Source organism: Paenibacillus sp. FSL R7-0312, assembly GCF_038004445.1.
In the GTDB taxonomy this organism is placed as follows: Bacteria; Bacillota; Bacilli; order Paenibacillales; family Paenibacillaceae; genus Paenibacillus_AQ.
Genome location: NZ_JBBORE010000001.1, coordinates 6,724,903 through 6,749,799, shown reverse-complemented (window position 1 = coordinate 6,749,799; position 24,897 = coordinate 6,724,903). Strand labels below are relative to the sequence as shown.

Here is a 24,897-nt window from a genome sequence, read left to right as displayed (position 1 = left end):
GAATGCATAGGCTTCGTCGCCATCCATTATCCTAATCTTTACCATGGAAACGGTAGTGTCCTTAATAAAGGGGGACTACCGTTTTCACTTGTCTGCGGCATGATTCAACCTCCAAAAAATTATTTTATTGTAACCGGTTTGCGAGAAACTTTTACCCGTGATCTTACGTCAAAGAGATAGAAATAGTTGAGATTTTTTTCCTATCTGGGAGGATGAGTTTGTGAAGAAGTTATGGATTTCTATTGTAGTGGGGTTACTGATAATTCCATTACTATTTCAATCGCCGGCTAAGGCAGCAGTCACACCGATCCGCATCATTGTTGATGGCGTCCAGTTGTCTACGGATCAGCCTCCGGTAATGGTGAACGGACGGACGATGGTGCCGCTGCGTGCAATCTTCGAAGCCTTCAATGCCGCTATCAAGTGGGATCAGAAGACGCAGACCGTAACGGCGGTGCAGGAGGGTACAACGGTTATATTGAAGATCGGCTCCAAGACAGCTACGATTAATAATCAGTCTGTAAGCCTGGATGTGCCCGGTCAGAATTTGAAGGGCAGAACAATGGTTCCGACGCGGTTCGTAAGTGAAGCGCTGGGCCGGGAAGTGGGCTGGAATCAGACCACCAAGGTTGTGACGGTAACCACTCCGGTTCCGGCCGCTGTTAATACCGCTCCGGTATCCGGCGTAACCACGCAGGATATCAGTGATTTTGGTGATGGACGCGACCTGCAGATCAGCTTCAACCGGGTGGCTAATGAGTCTCTGGTGGACCATTACCGCGTTCTGATCGTCAAGGCGGGGAATTCGCTTGATCTGTCGTCAGCACTTGCTGTGCCCGCATCTAATTACTCCTCAGTTATGGTAACAGGCACCAATCCTGTGGTTAAACTGACTTCTGCTTCGAGAACGGCAGATGGAGAAGTAATTAAAAGCAGTCAAGGGTATGTGGCTTATGTCCTTACAATAGGCAAAGGAAGTAACATCAGCGCGCTTTCCGGCGGTTCTTCGACCCTTACTCTGACCAATAACATTGCACCGGTAATAAACAATGTACAAGTGACCGATAATGGCGATTACGGTGACGGGCGCGATCTGTCCGTCAGCTTTAACAAGCTGGCAGATGAGACCAAGATCAGCTCTTACCGGATATTTGTGGTTAAAGCGGCTAACTATTCAGCCTTTAATCTGGCCAAAGCCAATTCTGTCGTCAGTGCCTATTACACACAAGTCACCAAGACAGGTGCTAATCTTACCCAGATTCTGTCCTCAGGAGCCAGGGATACAGATGGAGCACTGATTCAGACAGGGGTAAGCTACAGGGTATTCGCCATGGCAGTTGACAGCAGCAATACCGCCAATAATCTGTTATCCGCTGCTTCGTCTCCGGTTACCTTATCCAGCATTGGGATCTCGAGCCTGTATGTCACTGACGTTAACGACTATAATGACGGCCGTGACCTGAAGGTATCCTTTACCCATGCCGCTGACGAAACGTATATCAGCCAGTACCGGATTCTGGTGGTGCCTACATCCTATTACAGCAGCTTCAGCCTGTCTGAGGCGAATAATGTATCGGGAGCCAACTATACTGCTGTGAGTACTTCCGGTTCTTCTACCAGTCTGGTATTGACCTCGTCCACCAGAGATGTGCGCGGAACGCTGCTGAAGAGCGGAATCAATTATAGAGTGTATATTTTATCTGTCAAAAGCGGGGGGAATGCAGGGTCCAATATTCTTTCTCCTGCCTCTGCCGAAATTACGCTATGGAATGATTTCAGCATGAGTGCTGTGACTAACCTGAGTGTGACTGACGTTAACGATAATGGGGATGGCCGCGACCTGAGGGTGTCATTCACCCATGCCTCAGATGAGACTTATGTCAGCCAGTACCGGATTCTGGTGGTGCCTACATCCTATTACAGCAGCTTCAGCTTGTCTGACGCGAATAATGTATCAAGTGCAAATTATTCATCAGTAGGTACATCGGGCTCCACGACCAGCCAGGTATTAACTTCCTCCGCCAGAGATGTGCGCGGGAATCTGCTTAAGAATGAGATCAGTTACCGGGTGTATGTATTATCTATTGGAAGCGGAAGTTACTCGGGGTCAGGTGTACTTTCCTCAGCTTCATCGGTAATTACGTTATTGAATTCCTCAAGTGTGAGCGCAGTGTCCGGCCTCGCTGTCAGCGATGTTACCGATTTCGGTGACGGCCGTGATCTGAAGGTGTCATTTACTCATGCTGCGGATGAAACCTACATCAGAGAGTACCGGATTCTGGTAGTGCCTACGTCCTATTACAATAGCTTCAGCTTGTCTGATGCGAATAATGTCTCCACGTACACTTCAGCAGGTACATCCGGCAATAGCACCAGCACAGTTTTAGACTCCTCAGCCAGAGATGTGCGCGGTACTACAATCAAAGATGGAATCAGCTATAAAGTGTATGTATTGTCCGTCGGAATTGCGAATTATGCAGGCCCGAACGTGTTGTCCGGAGAATCGTCAGTGATTACCCTAGCCAGCAAAACCCCAGTCACCTCTGTTACGAATGTAACTTATAGTGTGGACAAAGGTAACCTTCTGATCGGCTTCACCAAATCATCGAACGAGGCTAATATCCTGGAATACCGGGTATACGTAGTCCCTTCCAAGCAAGGGTTTGGTGCAGCGGATGCGCTCGGAGTGCCGGCTTCACAGTATAAGGCGGTGGCTCCAAACGGATCCAATCCGACAGTTGCAGCTGCAGCCAGAGATGCGAACGGAAATGCAATTGCCAGCGGGATTAAATACAAGGTGTATGTTCTTGCCGTAGCGAATAATTATGGTGTGCAGAATGGCGGACTTTCAGATTCAAGCGAGGAGTTTGAGCTATAACTGCCGATCCTAAGCTGTGATAAAAGCAGAAAACACAGTACGTCTCCAGTGAATATGGGGATGTGCTGTGTTTTTGTGTAATTCATTACGCCTGCCTAGGCAGCGCCTGCATTCATCAGAACCATGGAAATCAACAGCATGAACACCAGAAGGATAATGGCGTTGATGAGGGTGCCGAGGACTGCGAATACCTTACGGCGTCTTCGGAGCGTAAGCCCGACGATGCCGGTGACAGCTCCGATCACATTAACAGCAGCCAGAATCAGCACGGATAAGCCCAAATACATAATCACTTCCGCTGAATCGGCAATCAGCTTATTATTCTCATTCATGATGGAAGATGCCTGTGTACCAACATACACAAACGCAATTGCATAACCGACCAGAGTAAACAGAGCAATGACAAAAGAAACGATACCGGGGCCTGAGTGCTTGAAGTCGCGTTTGTTCTCCTGATACGCGTATGCTGGATCAGCAGGTATTGGCTGTTCTGATGAGCCCCATTCTGCGGGCCGGGATGGGGCGGTTTCCGGTTTGGGTGGGGGATTATGGTCCATAGGCTGCACTCCTTGGGATAAAAGATTGATAGTATCACTTTTCCATAAGATGGCTCTAAAAGCAAGTATTACGGCAGAAATATCCGCAAATTCTGCTGCTGGAAATCAGCCATGCGGATACGTTAAGATAGGAGGAGTTCAAGAGACAAAGGAGCTGTATATCCATGCAACGAAGATTGGTAGCCTGGGGAGCTGTGCTGGCTATGCTGTCTGTGGGAATCGGAGCGTTCGGCGCACATATGCTGAAGGCTGTGATCAGTGAAGAGTACCTGAAAGTGTACGAGACCGGTGTCCAGTATCATATGGTTCACGCTCTGGCTCTGATTCTTATCGGCCTGGCAGCAGGCCAATGGGGAGAGAGTGCCCGGCTTGCCTGGGCGGGCCGGCTGATAGGTGCGGGAATTATTCTGTTCTCCGGCAGCCTGTATATCCTCAGCACTTCCGGGATCAAAATTCTTGGGGCTATTACACCCATCGGCGGCGTATGCTTCCTTGCCGGCTGGATATGCTTAGCTGTGGAGGCTTTCTCGCGCAAGGACTAATAAACAAGCACCCGTCCCCGGAATCCAGGGCGGGTGCTTGTTTGAGCTTGCTTACAAAAATTCGTCGATTTCATTGAGCTTGAAGGTGTAGACCTGCTTCTCGTCAACATGGTACACGCTTAGCGAGTTAGCGCCTTCATCAAAGTTCAGAATCCGGCAGGGCATAGACACCTGCTTGCCGTGCCGGTTCGCTCTCAGCCGGACCAGCTGGTTGCTCTGAATATATTCCCTGATCTTACCGAACACATCGGCCGGAGTTTCCGACGGTGTTACTACAGGCTGCTTCTTGGCGGCAGGTTTATCAGCAGGTTTGTCCGCTGGCTTTTCTGGCAATTTCACTGAAACTGGAACTGGAGTAAAGGAATCATTTTTTAGAGCCATTTTAGCGGATCTCAGAAGTGTTTCAATAGTTCTTCCAAGCTCTAGACCGGAGTTAATGTTGAAATCTGTGATTTTATCGCTGTTGTTCAACATTTCAAGTAAGTATTGCAATGCAAGCGGGTTAGTACGGGCATTAATCAGGATGTCGACATTGAAGAGATAGTTGCCATCTGTGTGTTGTAGTTTCTTGTCCATTAATCCCCCAGCTTTATCGTTTAACACGATTCATCAAATATTTATATAGTATTTAAACTATACCATTAAACATGCAGAATTTATATACCCTCCGGCAGAGAATTAAGGACTTATGACCCCTCTAATTTATTAAGGAACTAGGACAATCGTCCACACGCAGCTGAAGTAGGACGCATAACTTAGATCGTGGAACGTGATTATAGGAGGTGCTGCAAATGGTAACATTGGAGCCTGTACAGGTAGGCGATTATGTCCTGGTTGGGGTTGAAGTGAAGCTGCCCAAAACTACGCTGCTGAGCATCAGCACAAGCCGTGGATATATCATGTGCGGGGCGCTGGATATAGGACTGCTCAATAATACGTTGAGTGACCGGCAGATTATTGCCGCACGGGCAGTGGGGGTACGCACATTACCGCAGCTGCTGGCTGCCCCGCTGGAATCCGTTACAATAGAGGCAGAGAAGCTTGGCATCGTTCCAGGCATGACTGGGGCGGAGGCCCTGCTGCTGATGGTGTAGGACAGCAGACTGGATGAGTACTCAGCAGGGGGCCGGTGGCCCTCTTTTTGCCTTGAAAATAAGAATAATTATGTTGTATCACATGTTCCGGAGCATAAGGTAAGGAACCTTGGCTCATCCTAAGGGTTAGGACCGGAAGCGGCAGGACGCGGCGGGGAAAAAGGTGCTTGTCCAGTGTCCTCCTTTGTTTCGCCCTGCGGGCAGAAGGGTAAATGGAGAATAGACTAATGCATAGCCGGATGATGGACAAGCAGCCGGCAAATATATGGATAAGGAAGGGATCAACTCATGGCTAAAGCATCAAACAAAGTAAATACCGCTTCATTGGAACAGGTACTTAACCGTCAGGTAGCTAACCTCAACGTTCTATATGTGAAAGTGCATAATTATCACTGGTATGTGAAAGGTGAGCAGTTCTTTGCCCTGCATGTAAAGTTTGAAGAACTGTACGATGATATCACGCTCAAAATGGACGAGGTTGCCGAGCGCCTGCTGAGTATCAAAGGCAGTCCTGCAGCGACGATGAAAGAATATTTGGAAATTGCCACTATTCAGGAAGCAACCGGCAAGGAAGATGCACGGGGCATGGTGCAGGCACTCATCGAAGATTTCGCTACAGTAGCGGAAGAATTGACTGAAGGCATCGAACTGGCGGAAGAAGTCAGCGATCAGCCGACTGCCGACCTGTTCATCAAGATTCGCGCTGATCTTGAGAAGAACCAATGGATGCTGCGCTCTTTCCTGGGCTGAGTGATAGCTGGATAATCCTTGCTGTGTAAGTTTGAGACAAAAGCATAAACAAAGCCTCCCCTGGGTAATACCGTGCGGGAGGCTTTATTTATGCTACGAACTAAAGAAGAGAGTTCATTTAAAATTGCAGCAATGAATATATTCAGTTCCAAGTGGAAATTCAGTAATAGTTGTATATTGTGCAGTTAAAAACAGCGAAAAGGGCTGCCTGCATCATACAACTGCAGTCTGTACAACTAAATCTGTCCGAATGGGTGAGAACCTAGGTCCAAAGGCAGTTTAATTGTACGAAATACAACTAAGCATACGCATATACCGGAATAGGATCATTGCAAGCAAACCATCAGCAAGCGATATACAAAATTAGTTATCACTAGTTTAAATCAGATGCTGTTATAGGAGCTCCAAATGTTCACCGCAGTGACGGCTAAGCTTCAAGTTCAAATCTTAAGTAAGCTTTATACTGACTAGGAATTCTCGTCATTTTTAATCATAGTGTCACTATGACTTATCACGGTTTGAATAAATTTCAATGAAGCCTGCAGTTCCGCCTCCGAGAATGTGTTCAAACCCTGAATAAAGCTCTGTTCAAAGTTTTCATGCATCTCGGCGTGAACGACAAAGAGCTGCCTGCCTTTGGGGGTAAGGCTGAAATAGACTTCTTTCCTGTTGTCATTCATCCGGCTGCGCTTAATGCAGCCTTCCTGGAGGAGCTTGCCGCTGATTTTCGTAATGCTCGCCTTGGACAAATTCATTTTTTCCGCAATCGAGGTGCTGTTAATAGGCTCGTGGTTGCCGATGCAGTCAATGACATGAATGCTTGTCAAAGAGTTTGAAGTGAAAGTCAGCCCATACTGACGGGTAAGATCAGCGAATGCATCGAGCTCGGATGCAAAAAGCTGTTCGTTTAAATGCGTTAAGTGGAGTAAGCGGCCATACAGCAACCGCTTAAGTCCTTCGGATGAGTTCATAAGGATTGGCATCTCCCTGTTATGCAAAATTATCTTTATCCTACCTCTAAATTATTCACTTGTAAACTAACGAGGGATTTCGATGTTTAACTATTAAAGCTCAGTATTTATTCCAATAAATAGATTGACAGCTATGTTTTCACGAAATATAGTTTACTAGTAAACAATTTAAATTGTTGAATGTTAACAATATTTCGGGGAGGATAACGATGAAGAATGTGTCTCAAGCGATAAGAGAACGGCGGACCATTCGGAAATTCAGCGCAAGGCCGGTCGAATTAGAAGGGATCGTTTCTTTGCTGAATGAGGCAGCAAGCCTGTACGAAGCTGAGGGGACGCCGTATTGGCGCTGTCTTTATTTCGCCACACCGGAGGCACGTGAAGAGCTGGCTGACAGCATGATTGCCAAGATGAAGGAAAGTCATCTGGGAAAACTCCTTCCTGCCAAAATTACAGAGTTATTAAAAAAAAAAGTAACGGATATTCCCGCTCACGTAGTCTTCATTGCTGAATCCGCCGACAAGCAGCGGCAGCGCGACGAAAATTACGCTGCGGTTTGCAGCATTATGCAGAATATTCAGCTGCTGGGCTGGGAACAAGGGCTAGGGATGCTGTGGTATACGGATCCCATGTTTTGCAGCGAATCATTGTTTACTGCAATAGGCCTGAGAGAAGGGGAGAGGTTTGCCGGGATGATGGAAATCGGCTACTTCGAGAAGACGCCGAAAGCCCGGAAAAGAACCCCGGCAGAGGAGCGTTGGAGTATAATAGGTGAAGACGACAGATTACATCCGGATCTCAACCCTGTTTCTTCGCAAAGCATCCTGAAACTGCTTAACGAGGCTGTATGGGCGCCAAATGACGGAATGAGAGAACCCTGGCGTTTTATCTATGTAACGGGGGGGCAAGCTGCCCGGAAACTGCGAGCCTCTGGAGAGGAAGCTTCAATACCGTTCCTTATGGTCGTAGCTACGGAGGAATCGGATCTTCACCGACAGGAAGAGGATTATGCGGCAGTGTGCTGTCTGATCCAGAACTTTCAGCTGCTGGCCAAGTCCGAACCATGGAACTTGCGCCGCCTGATTCCCGAATGGATTTATGACGCGGATCAGTGCAGGTCATTCGGAATTCGCCCCCGGGAACGGATCGTTGCTGTGCTTGAACTGGGGGGAGAGAAGAGAGTCTCTAATTCCCTGTCTGCTCCAGTGGTTTTCGAACAGTTCAGCAGGGGGAGCGGTCTCAGGCAATAATTTCTATTAATAGCTGCAGATTCAGGCTGCAGAGTAATAAATTTGATAGTGGGTATTTGTAAAAATCGGATCTTTGTAATAAAATTAGTGAGAATCATTGATAATCAATGTGATTCAATTTATAATAATTATAATGTGATATAAAATCTAATTGCTTGTAATCAGGGAAATCCTGTGACAATACAACTTTCTGATTTCGCAAATCGATCAATGGAGGGAATAATAATTATGGCAGCAGATTTTGTCATTGAGGGACTGAAAGCGACGATTGAAGGAAAAGAAATTCTGAAGGGGATCAACCTTCAAATGAAGGGCGGAGAAATTCACGCCATCATGGGACCGAACGGTACTGGTAAAAGTACTTTGGCCTCAGCCTTGATGGGTCATCCAAAGTATGTGGTTACAGAAGGCACAGCCGTGCTTGAAGGTGAAGATCTGCTCGAGATGGCAGTGGATGAACGCGCCCGTGCCGGCCTGTTCCTGGCTATGCAGTATCCGAGCGAGATCAGCGGGGTAACCAATTCCGACTTCCTGCGCAGTGCAATTAATTCCCGGCGTGAAGAGGGCAGTGAGATTTCCCTGATTCGTTTCATCCGGCTGATGGAAGCTAAGATGAAGGAACTGGATATGAATCCTGAATTCCTGCACCGCTACCTGAACGAAGGCTTCTCCGGCGGTGAGAAGAAACGTAATGAAATTCTCCAAATGATGATGCTGGACCCTAAGATCGTCATTCTTGACGAAATCGACTCCGGTCTTGATATTGATGCACTCAAAATTGTTGCCGATGGTGTGAACTCCATGCGCAGTCCGGAACGCGGATTCCTGGTTATCACTCACTATCAGCGTTTACTTAACTACATCAAACCTGATTATGTACATGTCATGATGCAGGGACGGATTGTGAAATCCGGCGGCCCTGAGCTTGCGGAACGTCTGGAAGCAGAAGGTTATGAATGGGTTAAGGAAGAACTCGGCATTGAAGACGAAACTGTAGGACAAGAAGCTTAGAAACGCTGGAAGGAGGAAACCACTTATGACGACGCAAACCATTCTTCCCGTGGATGCCCAGAAGCTCGGCGAATTATCGCAGAGCAGCGGCGAACCGGGCTGGCTGAAGGACAGCCGCTTGAAGGCACTGGAGCTTGCCGCTGAGCTTGCCCTGCCGAAGCTGGAGAAGACACGGATTGACCGCTGGAACATTAACAACTACGGAGAGTACAAGGCAAGCCAGGCATTCACATCCCTTAGCGAAGCACCTGCTTCAATTGCCGCTCTGATCAAGGATCAGGAGGAAGGCAGCCTGATCATTCAGCGCAATTCGGGAGCCGTATATGCCCGTCTGGCTCCTGAGCTGGCTGCGCAAGGCGTGATATTCACTGATCTGCAGACAGCAGTCAGAGAGCATGGTGATCTGGTGCAGCGTTATCTGCATAAGGCAGTATTGCCTGAAGAGCATTCCATCGCAGCACTGCATGCAGCGCTGTGGAACGGCGGGGTATTCCTCTATGTTCCGAAGAATGTCATCATCGAAACCCCGCTGCAGGCGGTGCTGTTAACGGATGATGCAGAGGCTGCTTTTGTCCCGCATATTCTGATTGTTGCTGATACGAATAGTTCATTAACTTACGTAGATAACTATGTATCGGATAAGTCCGAAGCGGGTCTGCATAACGGGGCCGTTGAGGTATTTGTAGGGGCGGGAGCCACAGTACGCTATGCCACGGTGCATCAGCTTGGGCAAGATACCACGGATGTTACCTACCGCCGTGCGGTAGTGGAGAATGACGGAACGATCGAATGGATCATCGGTGAGATGAACTATGGCGATACGGCGAGCGACACCAAGTCTGTGCTGAAGGGTAACGGCTCAAGCTCGGATGCCAAGGTAATTGCTGTAGGTACCGGTTCGCAGAAGCTGAACTACACTACACAGGCCCAGCATTTTGGCAGAAACACTCCGAGTGATATGATTACCCGCGCAGTGATGCGGGATTCGGCCACTTCCATTATTAACGGAATTACGAAGATCGAGAAAGGTGCGACAAGAGCGGACGGACAGCAGACCGAGAAGGTTCTGATGCTGAGTCCCAAAGCACGCGGCGACGCCAACCCGATCCTCCTTATAGATGAAGATGATGTAACTGCAGGCCATGCCGCTTCCGTAGGACAGGTCAATTACGAGCAAGTCTATTACCTGATGTCCCGGGGAATTACGCGGCATGACGCAGAAACACTGATCATATATGGCTTCCTGGCTCCTGTTGTGTCGCAAATTCCACTGGAGGGACTGCGCAATCAGCTCCAATCTCTTGTGGAAAGGAAGTTAGGCCAATGATTAGCAGCGGAGTTCGGGAGCAATTTCCCATCTTGAATCAGAATATTAACGGCCACCCACTGGTGTATCTGGACAGCGCGGCCACTTCCCAGAAGCCGCGCCAGGTCATTGAGGCGGTCAAGTCTTATTATGAATGGGATAACGCCAATGTCCACCGCGGAGTGCATACGCTGGGCAGCCGGGCAACGGATGCTTATGAAGGCGCCCGCGAGAAGCTGGCTAAGTTCATTAATGCCCGCAGCACGAAGGAGATTATTTTCACACGCGGTACTACAAGCGCACTTAACATTGTAGCTTCCTCTTACGGACCTTCTGTCCTGCAGGAGGGGGATGAGATCGTGATTACCCAGATGGAGCATCACAGTAACTTCATTCCCTGGCAGCAGCTGGCCAAGAAGACAGGGGCAACCCTGAAATTCATTCCTCTGCAGAAGGATGGTACGGTGACGCTGGAGGATGCAGAGAAGACGATCACGGCTCAGACCAAGATCGTAGCTATTGCTTATGTATCCAATGTTATGGGTGTCACCCATCCTATCAAAGAGCTTGCAGCAATCGCTCACCGCAACGGCGCCGTAATCGTGGTGGATGGAGCACAGAGCACACCGCATATGAAGGTGGATGTGCAGGATCTGGACTGTGACTTCTATGCACTGTCCGGTCACAAGATGCTCGCCCCTACCGGAATCGGCGCTTTGTATGGTAAGAAGGCACTACTGGAGACCATGGAGCCTGTCGAGTTCGGCGGCGAGATGATTGATGATGTAGGTCTGTACGAATCGACCTGGAAAGAGCTGCCCTGGAAGTTCGAAGGCGGGACACCGATTATTGCAGGTGCCGTTGGACTGGGAGCAGCGATTGATTTCCTGCAGGAAGTGGGCCTTGATAATATTCACCGTCATGAGATGCAGCTTGCCGCTTATGCGGAGGAGCGCCTGTCAGGGATCAGTGATCTGACGATCTACGGCCCCCGAAACCGTCAGGTTGGAGTAGTAACCTTCAACCTTGGTGATGTCCATCCGCATGACGTAGCTACCGTGCTGGATGCGGAAGGGGTTGCTGTCCGCGCCGGACATCACTGCTGCCAGCCGCTGATGCGCTGGCTGGAGGTCAGCTCTACAGCTCGGGCCAGCTTCTACCTGTACAATACGGAACAGGATGTAGATTCGCTGGTTCAAGCCTTAATCAAGGCAAAGGAGTATTTCGCCTATGAACTTGGATGACTTATATAGACGCGTAATTATGGATCATTACAAAAATCCCCGGAACCGTGGTTCATTCGAAGATGATGCACTCAAGATTGAGCTGAATAACCCTACCTGCGGCGACCGCATTACGCTTCAGCTTAAGGTAGAGGACGGCGTCGTCAAGGACGCCCGTTATAGCGGCGAAGGCTGTTCAATCAGCATGTCGTCGGCTTCGATGATGACGGAAGCGGTCAAAGGCCAGACTGTAGCGCATGCGCTTGAACTGGCGGACAGCTTCTCCTCTCTGATGAAGGGTGAAGCAGCAGATTTCGGAGACTACGAAGATATTGAAGCCCTGTCCGGTGTTAATAAATTTCCGGCGCGGATCAAATGTGCCACACTGGCCTGGAACGCGCTTCGCAAAGGCATAGATACGGAAGAGAATCACCCACAACATTAGAAACAAGGAGGCTGACACCATGGCTAAGAAAGCGCCTGATATGGAGGAATACCAGTTTGGATTCCGTGACGAGCACAAGTCGATATTTCAGTCTGGTAAAGGACTCACGGAAGAAATTGTCCGGGAAATCTCCGCAATCAAAAACGAGCCGGAATGGATGCTTAATTTCCGTCTGAAGTCCCTGGAGCAGTTCCGCAAGATGCCAATGCCAACATGGGGCGGCAATATGGACGATCTGGATTTCGAAGACATTCAATATTATGTAAGACCTTCTGAGAAACAGGGTAAGACTTGGGAAGAAGTGCCTTCGGAGATCAAGGAAACCTTCGATAAGCTGGGCATTCCGGAAGCGGAGCAGAAATTCCTGGCCGGTGTCTCGGCGCAGTACGAATCCGAGGTTGTTTACCACAGCATGCAGAAGAACCTTGAAGATCAAGGTGTAATCTTCACCGATACGGATTCTGCACTGCGTGATCACCCGGAGTTGTTCAAGAAGTTCTTCGGGACGATCATTCCTCCGGCAGACAACAAGTTCGCCGCACTCAACAGTGCAGTCTGGTCCGGCGGTAGCTTCATCTATGTTCCGAAGGGTGTGAAATGTGAAGTGCCTTTGCAGGCCTACTTCCGGATCAACTCCGAGAACATGGGACAATTTGAGCGTACGCTGATTCTTGCAGATGAGGATAGCTTCGTGCATTACGTCGAAGGCTGTACCGCACCGATCTACAGTACCAACTCCCTGCATAGTGCAGTGGTTGAAATTCTGTGCATGAAGAATGCCCGTGTTCGTTACACGACCATTCAGAACTGGGCGCCGAATATCTACAACCTTGTAACGAAACGTGCGGTAGCCGAAGAAAATGCCACCATGGAATGGGTAGACGGCAACATCGGTTCCAAGCTGACAATGAAATACCCGGCTGTCGTGCTTAAAGGCCGCGGAGCCAAGGGTTCGGTATTGTCCATCGCGGTAGCAGGCAAAGGCCAGCACCAGGATGCAGGCGCCAAAATGATTCATCTGGCACCGGATACCACATCCACCATCGTCTCCAAGTCGATCAGCAAGCACGGCGGCAAGGTCACTTACCGCGGACTCGCTTCCTTCGGCCGTCAGGCAGAAGGCGCGAAATCCAATATCAAATGCGATACACTTATTCTGGATAACGAGTCCACCTCGGACACGATTCCTTACAATGAGATCATGAACGATAACATCGTGCTTGAGCATGAAGCTACAGTATCCAAGGTCTCTGAAGAGCAGCTGTTCTATCTCCAGAGCCGTGGCCTGACGGAAGCCGAAGCTACGCAAATGATCGTTATGGGCTTCATCGAACCGTTCACCAAAGAGCTGCCGATGGAATACGCGGTAGAGATGAACAGATTGATCAAGTTCGAGATGGAAGGCTCTATCGGTTAAACAGGAGCCTCGAGTATAATTAAGTAATATCCAGTACGTGCCCACAGATTCTTGACGTAATATTGTCTAAGATCTGTGGGCATTTTTTTGTTGCGTATGTCTTACAGGAATCAGCTGCTCCGGTATCGCTATCCAGTCTGATTCAGTAACGATGACCTTCTGGCCGGAACCCTTCACTTTGGAGCAAACTTTGAACTGGATAGCCCGGAGCAGGGGGATGCCGGAGGGGTTGTTGATTGGAGATGCCCGAATTATGTTCTCTGAGCTGAATGGTGTAATGATTAGGCTAATGAATAAGTGCAAGCATCGAAGCATTGCTGTTATGCTCTGCTGCTTGTGCTTTTTTGTGTGGAGTCACGCTGAAACGGACTGAGATTCCGATATCTTGTATTTTCGCGCCTGAAAGAAGGGGCGCGCGATCAAATAAAGGAATGTGAGTCCAGGTGACAGGCAAATTCTCTGATTTGCCCGATTAGCGGAATGTCAGTCCGCCTCAGGCAGGAAGGGGGCCGTTAAAGGCTTGCAGTGACACTTTTATAATATTAATACATAATATTCCTTTTAACGGACAGCCAAAAAGCTGTTTCGCAGGGTTGAATCTTGCTATATCTTAATTGAGCAGTATTTACGAGGAAATAGGAGGAATTAAAGCTATGGGAGGTCTTTTTCACCTGCTTAAGCCCTGTTTTTTCCGAAAAAACAAGGAAAATGCTCATTTCTCCCCTTTGCCGCATTAAATCATGGGTGATAAACTGCTTAAAGTCCCTAAATTGAAAGCGCATAAAAAGGTGGCTTGAGATGTGAGGTTTTGGGGCTAAGACCATGCTTACGAAGTAGCTTTACTTCGTAAAGCTTTAAGGAGGAGAGATATGGATGTTCTCAGGCAACTGCGGGGCTTTTATCGGGAGAAGCTGCACTATTTGATTCTGTCGATTATATGTTTGGCGGCCGCAACTGCAGTGGGGCTTATTACCCCCAATTTGTTAAGGAGATTGATTGATGATGTTATTGTTCCCCTAAAGTTTACTGAGGTGCCCGTACTCGCTCTTAGTGTGCTTGGTGTAATTATTGTTAAGGCCTGCCTCCAATTTGCCCATGGCTTCTTCGGTGGACGGCTGGGGAATTTTCTGGCCTACCGGCTGCGCAATGCCTGCTATGAGAAGCTGCAATTCCTGTCCTTCCGTTACTATGATACGGCGAAGACAGGTGACCTGATGTCCCGGCTGACCGGGGATTTGGAAGCGATCCGGATGTTCATCGGCTTCGGATTTGCCCAATTGCTGAATGTGTTTTTTATGGTTTTGTTCGGTTCCATCATGATGTTCACAATCAACTGGCAGCTTACGCTGGTTACTCTGATCACTATGCCGTTCCTGGCTGTAGTTGCACTCAGATTCGAATCCAAGATTCACCCGGCCTTTCAGGAGATGCGTCTGGCGTTAAGCTCCCTGACAACGGCTGTACAGGAGAATGTCACCGGGGTGAGAACAGTCAAATCGTTTGCCAGAGAGGCCTACGAAGTTGAGAAGTTCTCACACCGTAATGAACGTTATAAGGATAATCAGATTTTTGCCGCCGAGCTATGGAGTAAATTCTTCCCTGTGATGGAGCTGCTCGCTTCGGTCAGTGTAGCGATATTGCTGGGAGTTGGCGGTACACTGGTCATTAACAAGCATATGTCGCTCGGAGAACTTGTCGCTTTCTTCAGCCTGATCTGGTATATTATCGGTCCGGTATGGGGCCTTGGCTTCCAAATCAACAACTATACCCAGTCCAAGGCATCCGGAGAACGCGTGCTTCAAGTCCTTAATCAGCAGATAGATGTGAAGGATACAGAGAATGCAAGTGTACTTGTACCGTCCGATGTGAAAGGCGAAGTGGACTTCGATCATGTTACTTTTGCTTACGGGAACAAGATGCCGGCAGTCAAGGATATTCATTTCCATGCTGAGCCCGGTGCGGTCATCGGATTCCTGGGGGGAACCGGCTCCGGGAAATCAACCATTACCCAATTGATGATGCGCGCTTATGATGTGAATCAAGGAAGTATCAAGCTCGACGGGGTGGATATCCGTGATCTCCAGGTCCGCAGTCTGCGTGCACAGATCTCGACGGTGTTCCAGGAGACGTTCCTGTTCTCCTCCTCCATCCGCAATAATATCTCCTATGGACTCAAAAATGTCAGCATGGATGAAATCATCCGTGCCGCCGAGCTGGCGAAGGCGCATGAGTTCATTATGGAGATGCCGGAGGGCTATGATACCGTGGTAGGTGAACGCGGAATGGGCCTCTCCGGCGGACAAAAGCAGCGGATTGCCATTGCCCGCGCGCTGCTGAAGAACCCGCGGATTCTCATTCTGGATGATGCGACCAGCGCGGTCGATATGGAGACGGAGCATGAGATTCAGGCAGGATTCCAGGAGGTTATGCGCGGACGTACAACCTTGATCATTGCCCACCGGATTTCCTCTCTGCGCCATGCCGACCAGATTATAGTTATGAATGAAGGGAAGATGGTGCAGCAAGGTACGCATAAGGAACTGATTGAGGTTCCGGGACCTTACCAGGATGTATACCGGATTCAATATGCCGATTATTTGGCCAGGGATAATGAACTAGGGGCAGGTGATCCGGCATGAATCTTGAGACATCCAAGCAGGCCGCAAGTGCGGCGTTAGAGAAGGATAACAGCAAGGCAGAGGAACAGACTTTGGAGGAGCGTTTCGTCTATAAGGATGATGACGTGATTGACAAGGCTTTTGACTGGAAGCAGTTCACCCGCCTGTTCGGCTATATGAAGCCATATGCCAGGCAGATGCTGCCGCTCGTTGCGGTAATGATGATTCTTGGTACAGTGACGAAGCTGACGGTTCCATTCCTGACAAGTATGGCGATCGATAAGGCAATTGCTCCCGAGGACGGCAACTCAAGTCTTACGCTGCTATACACGCTGACGGCCAGTGTTATTGTGCTATATCTGATCCAATGGATCGCCGGTGTGTACCGGATTAAATATACGAATGTGATCGGGCAACGGGTCATTTATGATCTGCGTTCGGATCTGTTCCGCCATATTCAGAAGCTCTCCTTCAACTTCTTCGACAAAAGACCGGCCGGATCAGTACTGGTGCGGGTGACGAATGATATCAACTCACTGCAGGATTTGTTCACGAATGGGGTCGTCAACCTGATGATCGACTGCGTCCAGCTGGTCGGCATTATGGTCATACTGCTGCTGATCAACTGGAAGCTGGGACTTGCGGTAATGATCACTGTACCGGTTATGTTCCTGATCTCCACCAAGCTGCGGCAGCGGATCCGGATCGCCTGGCAGGATGTGCGGATGAAGAATTCCCGGATCAACTCCCATCTGAATGAGTCGATTCAGGGGATTCGCGTGACCCAGGCTTACACCCAGGAAGAAGAAAATATGCATTATTTCGATGCCATGAATATGGACAGCCGGAAATCCTGGAACAAGGCTTCGGCAATGAACCAGGCGTTCGGTCCGATTATTGAAGTCACCGGCGGCTTCGGAACGATGATTCTCTTCTGGTTCGGGGCTTATCTGATCCAGTCCGGTGAGCTTACCGTTGGTTTCCTGGTGGCCTTCAGTACGTATGTCAGTAACTTCTGGGACCCGATTAACCGCCTCGGCCAGATGTACAATCAGCTGCTGGTGGCCATGGCTTCCTCGGAACGGATCTTCGAGTATCTCGATGAGCAGCCTGCGGTTCAGGATAAGCCGGGCGCAACGCCGCTGTCCAAGATTCAGGGAGACATTCACTTTAACAAGGTCGTATTTGAATATGAAAAAGGCCGCGCCGCGCTCAAAGGCATTGATCTCGATGTGAAAGCCGGCCAATCGATTGCCCTCGTCGGCCATACCGGCTCCGGTAAAAGCACAATCATTAACCTCATCGGCCGGTTCTATGATATCAAGAGCGGCGACATCACGATTGACGGCAGGGATATCCGAAATGTTACTCTGCAGAGCCTGCGGGAACAGATCGGGATCGTGCTCCAGGATACCTTCATCTTCTCGGGAACGATTCGCGACAACATCCGGTTCGGACGGCTGACTGCGACCGATCAGGAGATCGAGGAGGTCGCCAAGGCGGTGGATGCCCATGACTTTATTATGAAGCTGCCGGGCGGCTATGAAACTGAAGTCGAAGAGCGCGGCAGCGCACTGTCCATGGGCCAGCGCCAGCTGCTGTCCTTCGCCCGGGCGCTGCTCGCCGATCCGCGGATTCTGATCCTGGATGAAGCGACAGCCAGTATCGATACGGAGACGGAGATCAAGATCCAGGAAGCGCTGAAGCTGCTGCTTCAGGGCCGGACCTCCTTCATCGTAGCCCATCGGCTCTCCACCATCCGCCATGCGGATAAGATTGTGGTGCTGGATCATGGCGAGATCAAGGAAGAAGGCAATCACGCCGAGCTTACCGAGCGTGACGGCATTTATAACGGTTTAATTGAAGCGCAGTTCCGCTTCTTATAGGTGAATGACAAACAGCAGCCCTCCCCGGCACACTTTTATTAGCAGGGAGGGCTGCTGTTATTTTATAGAAATTCACCCCTGCCGCTTGGCGGCTCTGCCGGTTACCCGGACCTCCAGCATCTGTGCACTAATCTCCTGCTGCCACTGAGAGTCTTCCGTATGTGCCGCCAGCATGGCTTCATTGTTAAGCCGGGCCATTTCCCAGCAGTACACCGTGTTGACATGAAGGCAGTGCTGCTGCTCGTCACGTTCCGCTGCGGCCAGCGGCCGTCTCAGACTAAGGGTATACAGCTCCGCAAGGCGCTGATGAACTGCAAGCATAGGTTATCTCCTCCAATTGATCGTTTGCTATCAGCCTAGCCCCGGAAACGCGGATTCAAACTGGAGCATTTGACAGAAAATAAATTTTCAGATCATAAGAAATAAAGTTCTTGAAATCGCTTTTTTTTATGCTACAATAACAGTAATACAGGATTGTGACCGGTAACGCGGGCAATGCCTAAGCTGATGCGAGTATCATTTTCTTAATGATATTGGGATCAACTTAGGCTTTTTTTGTACAAACTATATGGCGGGAGGTGAGATAGAGATGATTATCGAGAAGGTGCTGAACAACAATGTACTTCTGACCAAGAACCAGAAAGGCAAGGAAGTCATTGTCATGGGCAGAGGGATTTCCTTCAACAAGGTGGCAGGGGATTATGTAGATCCGGCTAAGGTGGACAAGATTTTCCTGCTTAATGAGAACGAATTCACGGCAAGGCTGACGGAGCTGCTGAATGATATTCCAGTGGTGCATCTGGAGCTGGCTAATGAGATTGTGATGTATGCGAACGGGGTGCTGGGCACTGAGCTGAGTGATAACCTGTACCTGACGCTGACAGACCATATTCATTTTGCGCTGCAGCGTTTCGAAAAGGGAATCCTGCTGAAGAACGCGATGCTGTTCGAAATCAAACGCTTTTACAAGAAGGAATATGAGATCGGGCTGGATGCCCTCAAGATTATACAGCAGGCAACGGGCCTAGCGCTAGGTGAAAATGAAGCCGGTTTTATTGCATTGCATCTGGTGAATGCCAGGATGGATGGCGGCAATGAGATGAGATCAACCGTCAAGATGACGGAAATCGTGCAGAATATTCTGAATATTGTTACCTATCACTACAAGCTGGTGCTTGATGAGACTTCACTGAATTACTCGCGGTTCCTGACACATCTGCAGTATTTCTCCATGCGGATCCTGAAGAAGGAGACAAATAACAGCGGCGAGGAATTTCTGTATAACCAGGTGAGGCAGACTTATGTCAAGGCCTTCGAATGTGCAAGCAAGATCAATGAGTATCTGGAGAAATCCCATGGCCAGAGCTTAAGCAAGGATGAATATGTCTATCTGACCATTCACATCCAGCGGGTGACGGACCGTAATAGTCTGGAATAACAAGTAACCTGTGCCAACCTCACAACTTCATATTTTCCATCCTACAGGGTGTAACTGGTAATGCAGGCAAAACCTGAACTGATGGCAAAATTAGCGTTTTTGACGCCCTTTTGCCCTGAGTTCAGGTTTTTCTTGTTTGCAGGGGGGAGTAGAACTTGCTGGCACAACCCGCCTCTGCAGCGATGTTTGATCAATCAGGACATATAAAGGAGCATACCCAAGTGAGCAATAAAGACTTATCCAAACAGATTATTACACTCGTTGGCGGAGAAGGTAATGTGAATTCCGTATTCCATTGTGCAACACGCCTGAGATTCAAATTGAAGGATAACAGCAAGGCCAACAAAGCAGCGCTTGAAAAAACACCGGGTGTCATTACCGTGGTGGAGAACAGCGGCCAGTTCCAGGTCGTCATCGGCAACAATGTCAGCCAGGTGTTCGAGCAGATTATGAAGGAAACCTCTTTGCAGGATGCCGAGAAAAGCGGTAATGACGAAAGCTCCGAAAGTACCGGTGTACTCGGCAAAGCGGTCGATATTATTTCAAGCATTTTCTCTCCGATTCTTGGTGCACTCGCCGGTGCCGGGATTCTTAAAGGCTTGCTGGCTTTGATTCTCTCGCTGGAATGGATCAGCGGCACCAGCGGTACGTATCTGATTCTCAATGCGGCGTCAGACAGCGTGTTCTACTTCCTGCCTGTGTTCCTGGCAGTTACAGCGGCGCGTAAATTTAAAGCCAATCCATTTGTCTCCATAGCAGTAGCCGGGGCGCTGATATACCCTTCGGTAATTGCTGCTGTGGGTTCGCCGGACCCGCTGAACTTCCTGGGGATCAAGATTGTGCTGATTAACTATTCCTCCAGCGTCATTCCGATCATTCTTGCGGTATGGGTACAATCCTATGTGGAGAAATGGTTCCGTTCGTTCATTCATGAATCAGTCCGAAATATTCTGGTGCCCATGTTCGCGCTCTTAATCGTAATTCCGCTCACGTTCCTGGCCTTCGGGCCTGTAGGATCAATGATCAGTGACGGTTTGGCTTCCGGCTATACGTGGCTGTACAACCTTAGTCCTTTGGTTGCCGGGGCCATTGCCGGGGCATTCTGGCAGGTATTCGTGATCTTCGGTGTACATTGGGGCTTTGTACCGATCATGCTCAGTAATATTGCTACTCTGGGACATGATACTATGCTGCCAATCCTCTGTGCGGCGGTTCTGTCTCAGGCCGGTGCAGTATTCGGCGTATTCCTGAAATCCAGGAACCCGCAGCTCAAAGCTCTGGCCGGTTCTTCCACACTGGCAGCCATCTTCGGGATTACTGAACCGACAATCTACGGGGTTACCCTGAAGCTCAAGAAACCGTTTATCTACGCCTGTATCTCCGGGGCGATCGGTGGAGCGATTATCGCACAAGGCGGCGCAAGAGCACTGTCCTTCTCCTTGCCGGGACTGCTGGCCTTGCCTACTTATTTCGGAACTGGATTCATCTGGGTAATCATCGGTATTGCCGTTGCCTTCTTATTGGCTGCTGTCCTGGTATTTGTACTTGGATTTGATGACCCGGCAGCCGATACAGCAGCATCTGTTAACTCAAGCGGACCGGTTAACCCAACTACGCCAACTATGATTGACAAGGAAATGGTGGTAAGTCCTCTGGCAGGAGCACTGCAGCCGCTCGATAGTCTGCCCGATGAAGCTTTTGCTTCCGGCGCAATGGGTAAAGGCATTGTCATCGAGCCGTCCTCCGGGAAGCTGACTTCTCCGGTGAACGGAACGGTAACCACGGTATTCCCGACAGGGCATGCGATTGGCATTACTTCGGATGGCGGCGCAGAGCTGTTGATCCATGTAGGAGTCAACACGGTGAAGCTGAAGGGGAAACATTTTGACAAAAAGGTACAAGAGGGAGATAAGGTCGTGCAGGGACAGCTATTACTGGAATTTGACCTGGAAGCTATACGTGAGGCAGGCTTTGTAACAGCGACCCCGGTCATTGTCACCAACTCGGCAGGATACCTCGATGTTCTGAAGAATACCGGAAGTGAAGTAATAAACGGCGAAGCTTTGCTAACCCTAATACACTAGAAGCCGCTCTCCATTGAGTAATTACCTGCGGCATACAAAAGGAGATACACATGACTAAGTTCAAACAGAAATTTCCGGATCACTTCCTGTGGGGCGGGGCTACTGCCGCGAACCAGCTGGAAGGCGCTTATGATCAGGGCGGTAAAGGCCTGTCCAGTGCGGATATGGTAGCCTACGTGCCCAAAGCAGAGCGAAGCAATGATCATGCTATCGAAATCAGCTCAGAGCGGATCGCTCAAATTCTTTCCGGCGAATTCAACGCACGTTTTCCCAAACGTGAAGGGGTTGACTTCTACCACCGCTACAAAGAGGACATCGCTTTATTTGCTGAAATGGGCTTCAAGGTGTTCCGTCTGTCGATCAACTGGGCACGGATTTATCCGAATGGCGATGATGCCCAGCCGAATGAGGCCGGTCTTAAATTCTACGACGATGTATTCGATGAGCTGCATAAATACGGGATAGAGCCGTTGGTTACCCTGGCGCATTACGAAACTCCGCTCGGTCTGACGCAGAAATACAACGGCTGGGCCTCCCGCGAACTCGTTGACTGCTTCACCCGCTATGCCGAAACGGTGTTCCGGCGCTATAAGGATAAAGTGAAATACTGGATCACCTTCAATGAGATCAACATGATGACCCTTAGCCCGTTTACCGGCGGCGGTGTTGTCATTGACCGTGCCGGGAATAAGCTGCAGACGATATACCAGGCACTGCATCACCAGTTCGTAGCAAGCTCGCTGGCCACCAGGCTGGTGCATGAGATTATCCCCGGTTCCCGGATGGGCTGCATGCTGGCGCGGATGGAGAGCTATGCGGCTACTTGTAATCCGGAGGATGTGCGGCTGAACCAGCATGAGAATCAGCTGAACCTGTACTTTACCGATGTCCATGCACGCGGAGAATATCCGAAATATATGGACCGTTATTTTGCAGAGCACAATATTGTTCTCCACAAGGAGCCGGGCGATGATGAACTTCTGAAGCAGTACACGGTGGATTATGTGGCATTCAGCTACTATATGACCCTCACGCTGTCTGTTAGTCCTGAAGGGGAACGGGCACAGGGTAATCTGTTCGGAGGGATAAGAAATCCTTATCTCAAGGCCTCGGAATGGGGCTGGCAGATCGACCCGACCGGGCTACGGATTATGCTGAACACGATGTATGACCGTTACCAGAAACCGCTGTTCATCGTTGAAAATGGGCTTGGGGCATATGATAAGGTTGAGCCGGACGGCTCCATCCATGACAGCTACCGTATCGATTATCTAAGGCAGCATATTGCTCAGATGAAGGAAGCCATTATGGACGGTGTGGAACTGATGGGCTATACAAGCTGGGGACCGATTGACCTGGTGAGTATGTCTACTTCGGAAATGTCGAAGCGCTACGGCTTCATCTACGTGGATCTGGATGATGACGGTAACGGGACGTTGAACCGTTCGAAGAAAGACTCTTTCCATTGGTACAAGAAGGTCATCGCCAGCAATGGTGAAGAACTATAGCCTGCGTTAAAAGAAAAGGAGATTCGCTGAAGCCGTATCCGGGTTCAGGAGTCTCCTTTTTGCATGAATTTATATGTAACCGGCCTATTCCATATAGATCTCCACGACCGCAATTTTGCGTTCGCGCGACAAATCAAGGAATTTGCCTTCGCTCTGTACGAGCGGACGGAAGACATCCAGCGGGTTGTTCATGATGATTACACCCATATCTCCGGTGCTGAGCAGTACGCGTTTGCCGATGAAATTAGGCATGAGATGCTGAATGAAAGCTTGTACCGGTTTGCCGTTCAGCTTGCCGAAGCTGAGTGAGTTGATCTCGCGCAGTACGGAAATCAGTTCCTGCTTGGACTGGTAGACACGGTGGGAGGTCATGGCGCTGTATATATCGGCGACCGCTGCAATCTGGGCATAAGGATGAATATCGTTCTTGGTAAGCTGATGCGGGTAGCCGGAGCCGTCTTCACGTTCATGATGCTGCAAGGCGACTAAAGCTGTGAAAGGATCGTTCATGGAATTCTGAATGATATCGTACCCGTAAACCGTATGTAGTTTGATTTTGTCGAATTCGGCAGCGGTCAGCTTGCCGGGTTTGTTCAGAATATCAGGGGAGATCCGGCATTTGCCGATATCGATCAGGTATCCTGCACGGCCGATCTCATAACACTCCGCCTTGGAATATCCCAGCCAGGAGGCAATATAATAGGATAGCATCCCTACCTGCAGGGAATGGTTGTAGGTATAATTGTCTTCCCGGTCAAGCAGCAGAAGGAGTGAGACGACATCTTTGTGTTTGTCGAGCGTGGATAACGTCGGCTGGAGGATATCGTCTACAACGGACTGATTGAAGCTTCCCTTAGTGAGTGCTTCCATATATAGAGATTCAAAACCATCGATCATGATGTCGAAGCTGCTGGAGGCAGCCTGGATGATTGAGGACCTGCTTGAGGGTGCGGGTTCTTCCTGCACCGTTTCAATATCAACATAATCTACGCCATGCTGTATCAGCTTGGCGATCTCCTCTAACTGGAGTCGCGATCCTTTGGGGAGTACATGCAGCCCGCGTGAGCTGAAGGTATCCATCCGCAGATGATCACCCGGTTTTAGATCCATGACGTGTACTCTCAATGAATATGCCACCTTACTATAGCGATTTTTTCCAGCATAGCAACAAAGTCGGGAATATTCAATGGTTTAGGAGTACTGTTTATAGCTGGAGGATTCTTCAGCCTGGAGATCTTTCCCGAGCCACTGTGAGCCTGAATCCCGGATATCCTTTTTCCATACGGGGACTGAGACTTTTAGCGCCTCAATGGCGTAACGGCTAGCCTCATAACAGGTATCACGGTGCGGTGCGGATACGGCAATGACAACACTGGCTTCTTTGAGCCCTACGAGCCCGATCCGGTGTGCAATTGCGCAGTGAGCCTGCCAGCGTTCCTGAATCTGGAGGCCTATTTCCTGCAGCTTTTTCAGTGCCATGGGTACATAAGCTTCATAATGAAGGGCGGTTGTCTGTTGATCTCCAGTCATCTCCCTGGTGGTGCCTACAAAGAGGAGTGAGGCTCCGTGGTTAACATCCTGTACCTTGTCCAGGAGCAGCTCAGCCTTCAAGGGCTGATCCGTAATGCTGAACAGGCCGTCTGCTGTCTCGTCAGCTTCAGGTTCTCCGCCGGACACGGGCGGGATCAATGCCACCTCGGAGCTTTCGGCAATCTCTGTATCATCCGGCGCATATTCCCGGTCAACGGCAACCAGGGATACATTGATCTGCGGAGCGGCATCGGGATATGAAGCGGAGAGCAGTTCTTTCAGTTTGCCGGCTGTCAAAGGCGACTCATGGGCATGGAATGTCAGAGTAGAGGAGCCGATGACTTCGGCCAGACCCGCAAACAGTCGAATGGACACATGCATGATTTAAT

General features: G+C 49.6%; 21 protein-coding genes. 15 read left to right on the top strand and 6 right to left on the bottom strand.

The window, feature by feature from the left end:
• Positions 1-220: 220 nt before the first annotated feature.
• On the top strand, positions 221-2,878 hold the full coding sequence (locus MKX70_RS29360) for a copper amine oxidase N-terminal domain-containing protein (protein ID WP_340841392.1): 2,658 nt from the start codon (positions 221-223) through the stop codon (positions 2,876-2,878).
• Positions 2,879-2,973: 95 nt separating this feature from the next.
• On the opposite strand, the gene MKX70_RS29355 is transcribed toward MKX70_RS29360, so the two are convergent.
• Positions 2,974-3,435 carry a hypothetical protein gene (locus MKX70_RS29355; RefSeq protein ID WP_042234422.1) on the bottom strand — a complete coding sequence of 154 codons (462 nt, stop codon included), beginning with the start codon at positions 3,433-3,435 and terminating at the stop codon, positions 2,974-2,976.
• 164 nt (positions 3,436-3,599) lie between these two features.
• On the opposite strand from MKX70_RS29355, the gene MKX70_RS29350 reads away from it, so the two are divergent.
• On the top strand, positions 3,600-3,977 hold the full coding sequence (locus tag MKX70_RS29350) for a DUF423 domain-containing protein (protein ID WP_042234425.1): 378 nt from the start codon (positions 3,600-3,602) through the stop codon (positions 3,975-3,977).
• Positions 3,978-4,028: 51 nt separating this feature from the next.
• On the opposite strand, the gene MKX70_RS29345 is transcribed toward MKX70_RS29350, so the two are convergent.
• A complete protein-coding gene (locus MKX70_RS29345) occupies positions 4,029-4,553 on the bottom strand; it encodes a hypothetical protein (protein WP_042234428.1) in 525 nt (174 codons plus the stop codon).
• Between the two features lie 215 nt (positions 4,554-4,768).
• Between MKX70_RS29345 and MKX70_RS29340 the strand changes: the two genes are divergently transcribed.
• Positions 4,769-5,071, top strand: coding sequence for a YunC family protein (locus MKX70_RS29340; protein ID WP_039307501.1), 303 nt, complete (start codon positions 4,769-4,771; stop codon positions 5,069-5,071).
• Between the two features lie 288 nt (positions 5,072-5,359).
• Positions 5,360-5,821 (top strand): Dps family protein, encoded by a 462-nt coding sequence (locus MKX70_RS29335; RefSeq protein ID WP_042234430.1) that lies wholly within the window; start codon positions 5,360-5,362, stop codon positions 5,819-5,821.
• Between the two features lie 467 nt (positions 5,822-6,288).
• Here MKX70_RS29335 and MKX70_RS29330 read toward each other — a convergent pair whose 3' ends face one another.
• Positions 6,289-6,792, bottom strand: coding sequence for a MarR family transcriptional regulator (locus MKX70_RS29330; protein ID WP_042234433.1), 504 nt, complete (start codon positions 6,790-6,792; stop codon positions 6,289-6,291).
• 209 nt (positions 6,793-7,001) lie between these two features.
• Between MKX70_RS29330 and MKX70_RS29325 the strand changes: the two genes are divergently transcribed.
• The 8 genes from MKX70_RS29325 to MKX70_RS29290 all read left to right on the top strand — a co-directional run bounded on the left by MKX70_RS29325 (position 7,002) and on the right by MKX70_RS29290 (position 17,948).
• On the top strand, positions 7,002-8,042 hold the full coding sequence (locus tag MKX70_RS29325; protein WP_340841391.1) for a nitroreductase family protein: 1,041 nt from the start codon (positions 7,002-7,004) through the stop codon (positions 8,040-8,042).
• Between the two features lie 228 nt (positions 8,043-8,270).
• On the top strand, positions 8,271-9,053 hold the full coding sequence (gene sufC, locus MKX70_RS29320; RefSeq protein WP_042135273.1) for a Fe-S cluster assembly ATPase SufC: 783 nt from the start codon (positions 8,271-8,273) through the stop codon (positions 9,051-9,053).
• A 25-nt stretch (positions 9,054-9,078) separates the two neighbouring features.
• Positions 9,079-10,380, top strand: a complete 1,302-nt coding sequence (gene sufD, locus MKX70_RS29315; RefSeq protein WP_042234435.1) for a Fe-S cluster assembly protein SufD — start codon at positions 9,079-9,081, stop codon at positions 10,378-10,380.
• Positions 10,377-11,603 (top strand): cysteine desulfurase, encoded by a 1,227-nt coding sequence (locus tag MKX70_RS29310; RefSeq protein ID WP_042234438.1) that lies wholly within the window; start codon positions 10,377-10,379, stop codon positions 11,601-11,603. The genes sufD and MKX70_RS29310 overlap by 4 nt, the downstream gene beginning before the upstream one ends.
• On the top strand, positions 11,590-12,027 hold the full coding sequence (gene sufU / locus MKX70_RS29305; RefSeq protein WP_042234441.1) for a Fe-S cluster assembly sulfur transfer protein SufU: 438 nt from the start codon (positions 11,590-11,592) through the stop codon (positions 12,025-12,027). The genes MKX70_RS29310 and sufU overlap by 14 nt, the downstream gene beginning before the upstream one ends.
• A 19-nt stretch (positions 12,028-12,046) precedes the next feature.
• Positions 12,047-13,444 (top strand): Fe-S cluster assembly protein SufB, encoded by a 1,398-nt coding sequence (gene sufB / locus MKX70_RS29300; protein ID WP_042234443.1) that lies wholly within the window; start codon positions 12,047-12,049, stop codon positions 13,442-13,444.
• A gap of 869 nt (positions 13,445-14,313) precedes the next feature.
• Positions 14,314-16,083, top strand: a complete 1,770-nt coding sequence (locus MKX70_RS29295; RefSeq protein WP_340788856.1) for an ABC transporter ATP-binding protein — start codon at positions 14,314-14,316, stop codon at positions 16,081-16,083.
• Positions 16,080-17,948 (top strand): ABC transporter ATP-binding protein, encoded by a 1,869-nt coding sequence (locus MKX70_RS29290; RefSeq protein WP_081956446.1) that lies wholly within the window; start codon positions 16,080-16,082, stop codon positions 17,946-17,948. The genes MKX70_RS29295 and MKX70_RS29290 overlap by 4 nt, the downstream gene beginning before the upstream one ends.
• Before the next feature lie 72 nt (positions 17,949-18,020).
• Here MKX70_RS29290 and MKX70_RS29285 read toward each other — a convergent pair whose 3' ends face one another.
• The gene (locus MKX70_RS29285) at positions 18,021-18,269 is read right to left on the bottom strand and encodes a DUF7667 family protein (protein WP_042234449.1); all 249 of its coding nucleotides are present in this window, start codon (positions 18,267-18,269) and stop codon (positions 18,021-18,023) included.
• 268 nt (positions 18,270-18,537) lie between these two features.
• Between MKX70_RS29285 and licT the strand changes: the two genes are divergently transcribed.
• The 3 genes from licT (at position 18,538) to MKX70_RS29270 (ending at position 22,978) form a co-directional block, all read left to right on the top strand.
• Positions 18,538-19,386: a BglG family transcription antiterminator LicT gene (gene licT, locus MKX70_RS29280; RefSeq protein WP_340841390.1), complete on the top strand. Its 849-nt coding sequence runs from the start codon at positions 18,538-18,540 to the stop codon at positions 19,384-19,386.
• Positions 19,387-19,607: 221 nt separating this feature from the next.
• Positions 19,608-21,470: a beta-glucoside-specific PTS transporter subunit IIABC gene (locus MKX70_RS29275; protein WP_340841389.1), complete on the top strand. Its 1,863-nt coding sequence runs from the start codon at positions 19,608-19,610 to the stop codon at positions 21,468-21,470.
• 50 nt (positions 21,471-21,520) lie between these two features.
• Positions 21,521-22,978: a glycoside hydrolase family 1 protein gene (locus MKX70_RS29270; RefSeq protein ID WP_340841388.1), complete on the top strand. Its 1,458-nt coding sequence runs from the start codon at positions 21,521-21,523 to the stop codon at positions 22,976-22,978.
• 84 nt (positions 22,979-23,062) lie between these two features.
• On the opposite strand, the gene MKX70_RS29265 is transcribed toward MKX70_RS29270, so the two are convergent.
• Both MKX70_RS29265 and MKX70_RS29260 read right to left on the bottom strand, forming a co-directional pair.
• Positions 23,063-24,103 (bottom strand): HD-GYP domain-containing protein, encoded by a 1,041-nt coding sequence (locus MKX70_RS29265; protein WP_340841387.1) that lies wholly within the window; start codon positions 24,101-24,103, stop codon positions 23,063-23,065.
• Between the two features lie 66 nt (positions 24,104-24,169).
• A complete protein-coding gene (locus MKX70_RS29260; RefSeq protein ID WP_340841385.1) occupies positions 24,170-24,889 on the bottom strand; it encodes a molybdenum cofactor biosynthesis protein in 720 nt (239 codons plus the stop codon).
• Positions 24,890-24,897: the final 8 nt, after the last annotated feature.

Coding starts and splice junctions, on each gene's coding strand:
- MKX70_RS29355 (WP_042234422.1), bottom strand. CDS start 3,435: ATGGACCATAATCCCCCACCCAAACCGGAAACCGCCCCATCCCGGCCC.
- MKX70_RS29350 (WP_042234425.1), top strand. CDS start 3,600: ATGCAACGAAGATTGGTAGCCTGGGGAGCTGTGCTGGCTATGCTGTCT.
- MKX70_RS29345 (WP_042234428.1), bottom strand. CDS start 4,553: ATGGACAAGAAACTACAACACACAGATGGCAACTATCTCTTCAATGTC.
- MKX70_RS29340 (WP_039307501.1), top strand. CDS start 4,769: ATGGTAACATTGGAGCCTGTACAGGTAGGCGATTATGTCCTGGTTGGG.
- MKX70_RS29335 (WP_042234430.1), top strand. CDS start 5,360: ATGGCTAAAGCATCAAACAAAGTAAATACCGCTTCATTGGAACAGGTA.
- MKX70_RS29330 (WP_042234433.1), bottom strand. CDS start 6,792: ATGAACTCATCCGAAGGACTTAAGCGGTTGCTGTATGGCCGCTTACTC.
- MKX70_RS29325 (WP_340841391.1), top strand. CDS start 7,002: ATGAAGAATGTGTCTCAAGCGATAAGAGAACGGCGGACCATTCGGAAA.
- sufC (WP_042135273.1), top strand. CDS start 8,271: ATGGCAGCAGATTTTGTCATTGAGGGACTGAAAGCGACGATTGAAGGA.
- sufD (WP_042234435.1), top strand. CDS start 9,079: ATGACGACGCAAACCATTCTTCCCGTGGATGCCCAGAAGCTCGGCGAA.
- MKX70_RS29310 (WP_042234438.1), top strand. CDS start 10,377: ATGATTAGCAGCGGAGTTCGGGAGCAATTTCCCATCTTGAATCAGAAT.
- sufU (WP_042234441.1), top strand. CDS start 11,590: ATGAACTTGGATGACTTATATAGACGCGTAATTATGGATCATTACAAA.
- sufB (WP_042234443.1), top strand. CDS start 12,047: ATGGCTAAGAAAGCGCCTGATATGGAGGAATACCAGTTTGGATTCCGT.
- MKX70_RS29295 (WP_340788856.1), top strand. CDS start 14,314: ATGGATGTTCTCAGGCAACTGCGGGGCTTTTATCGGGAGAAGCTGCAC.
- MKX70_RS29290 (WP_081956446.1), top strand. CDS start 16,080: ATGAATCTTGAGACATCCAAGCAGGCCGCAAGTGCGGCGTTAGAGAAG.
- MKX70_RS29285 (WP_042234449.1), bottom strand. CDS start 18,269: ATGCTTGCAGTTCATCAGCGCCTTGCGGAGCTGTATACCCTTAGTCTG.
- licT (WP_340841390.1), top strand. CDS start 18,538: ATGATTATCGAGAAGGTGCTGAACAACAATGTACTTCTGACCAAGAAC.
- MKX70_RS29270 (WP_340841388.1), top strand. CDS start 21,521: ATGACTAAGTTCAAACAGAAATTTCCGGATCACTTCCTGTGGGGCGGG.
- MKX70_RS29260 (WP_340841385.1), bottom strand. CDS start 24,889: ATGCATGTGTCCATTCGACTGTTTGCGGGTCTGGCCGAAGTCATCGGC.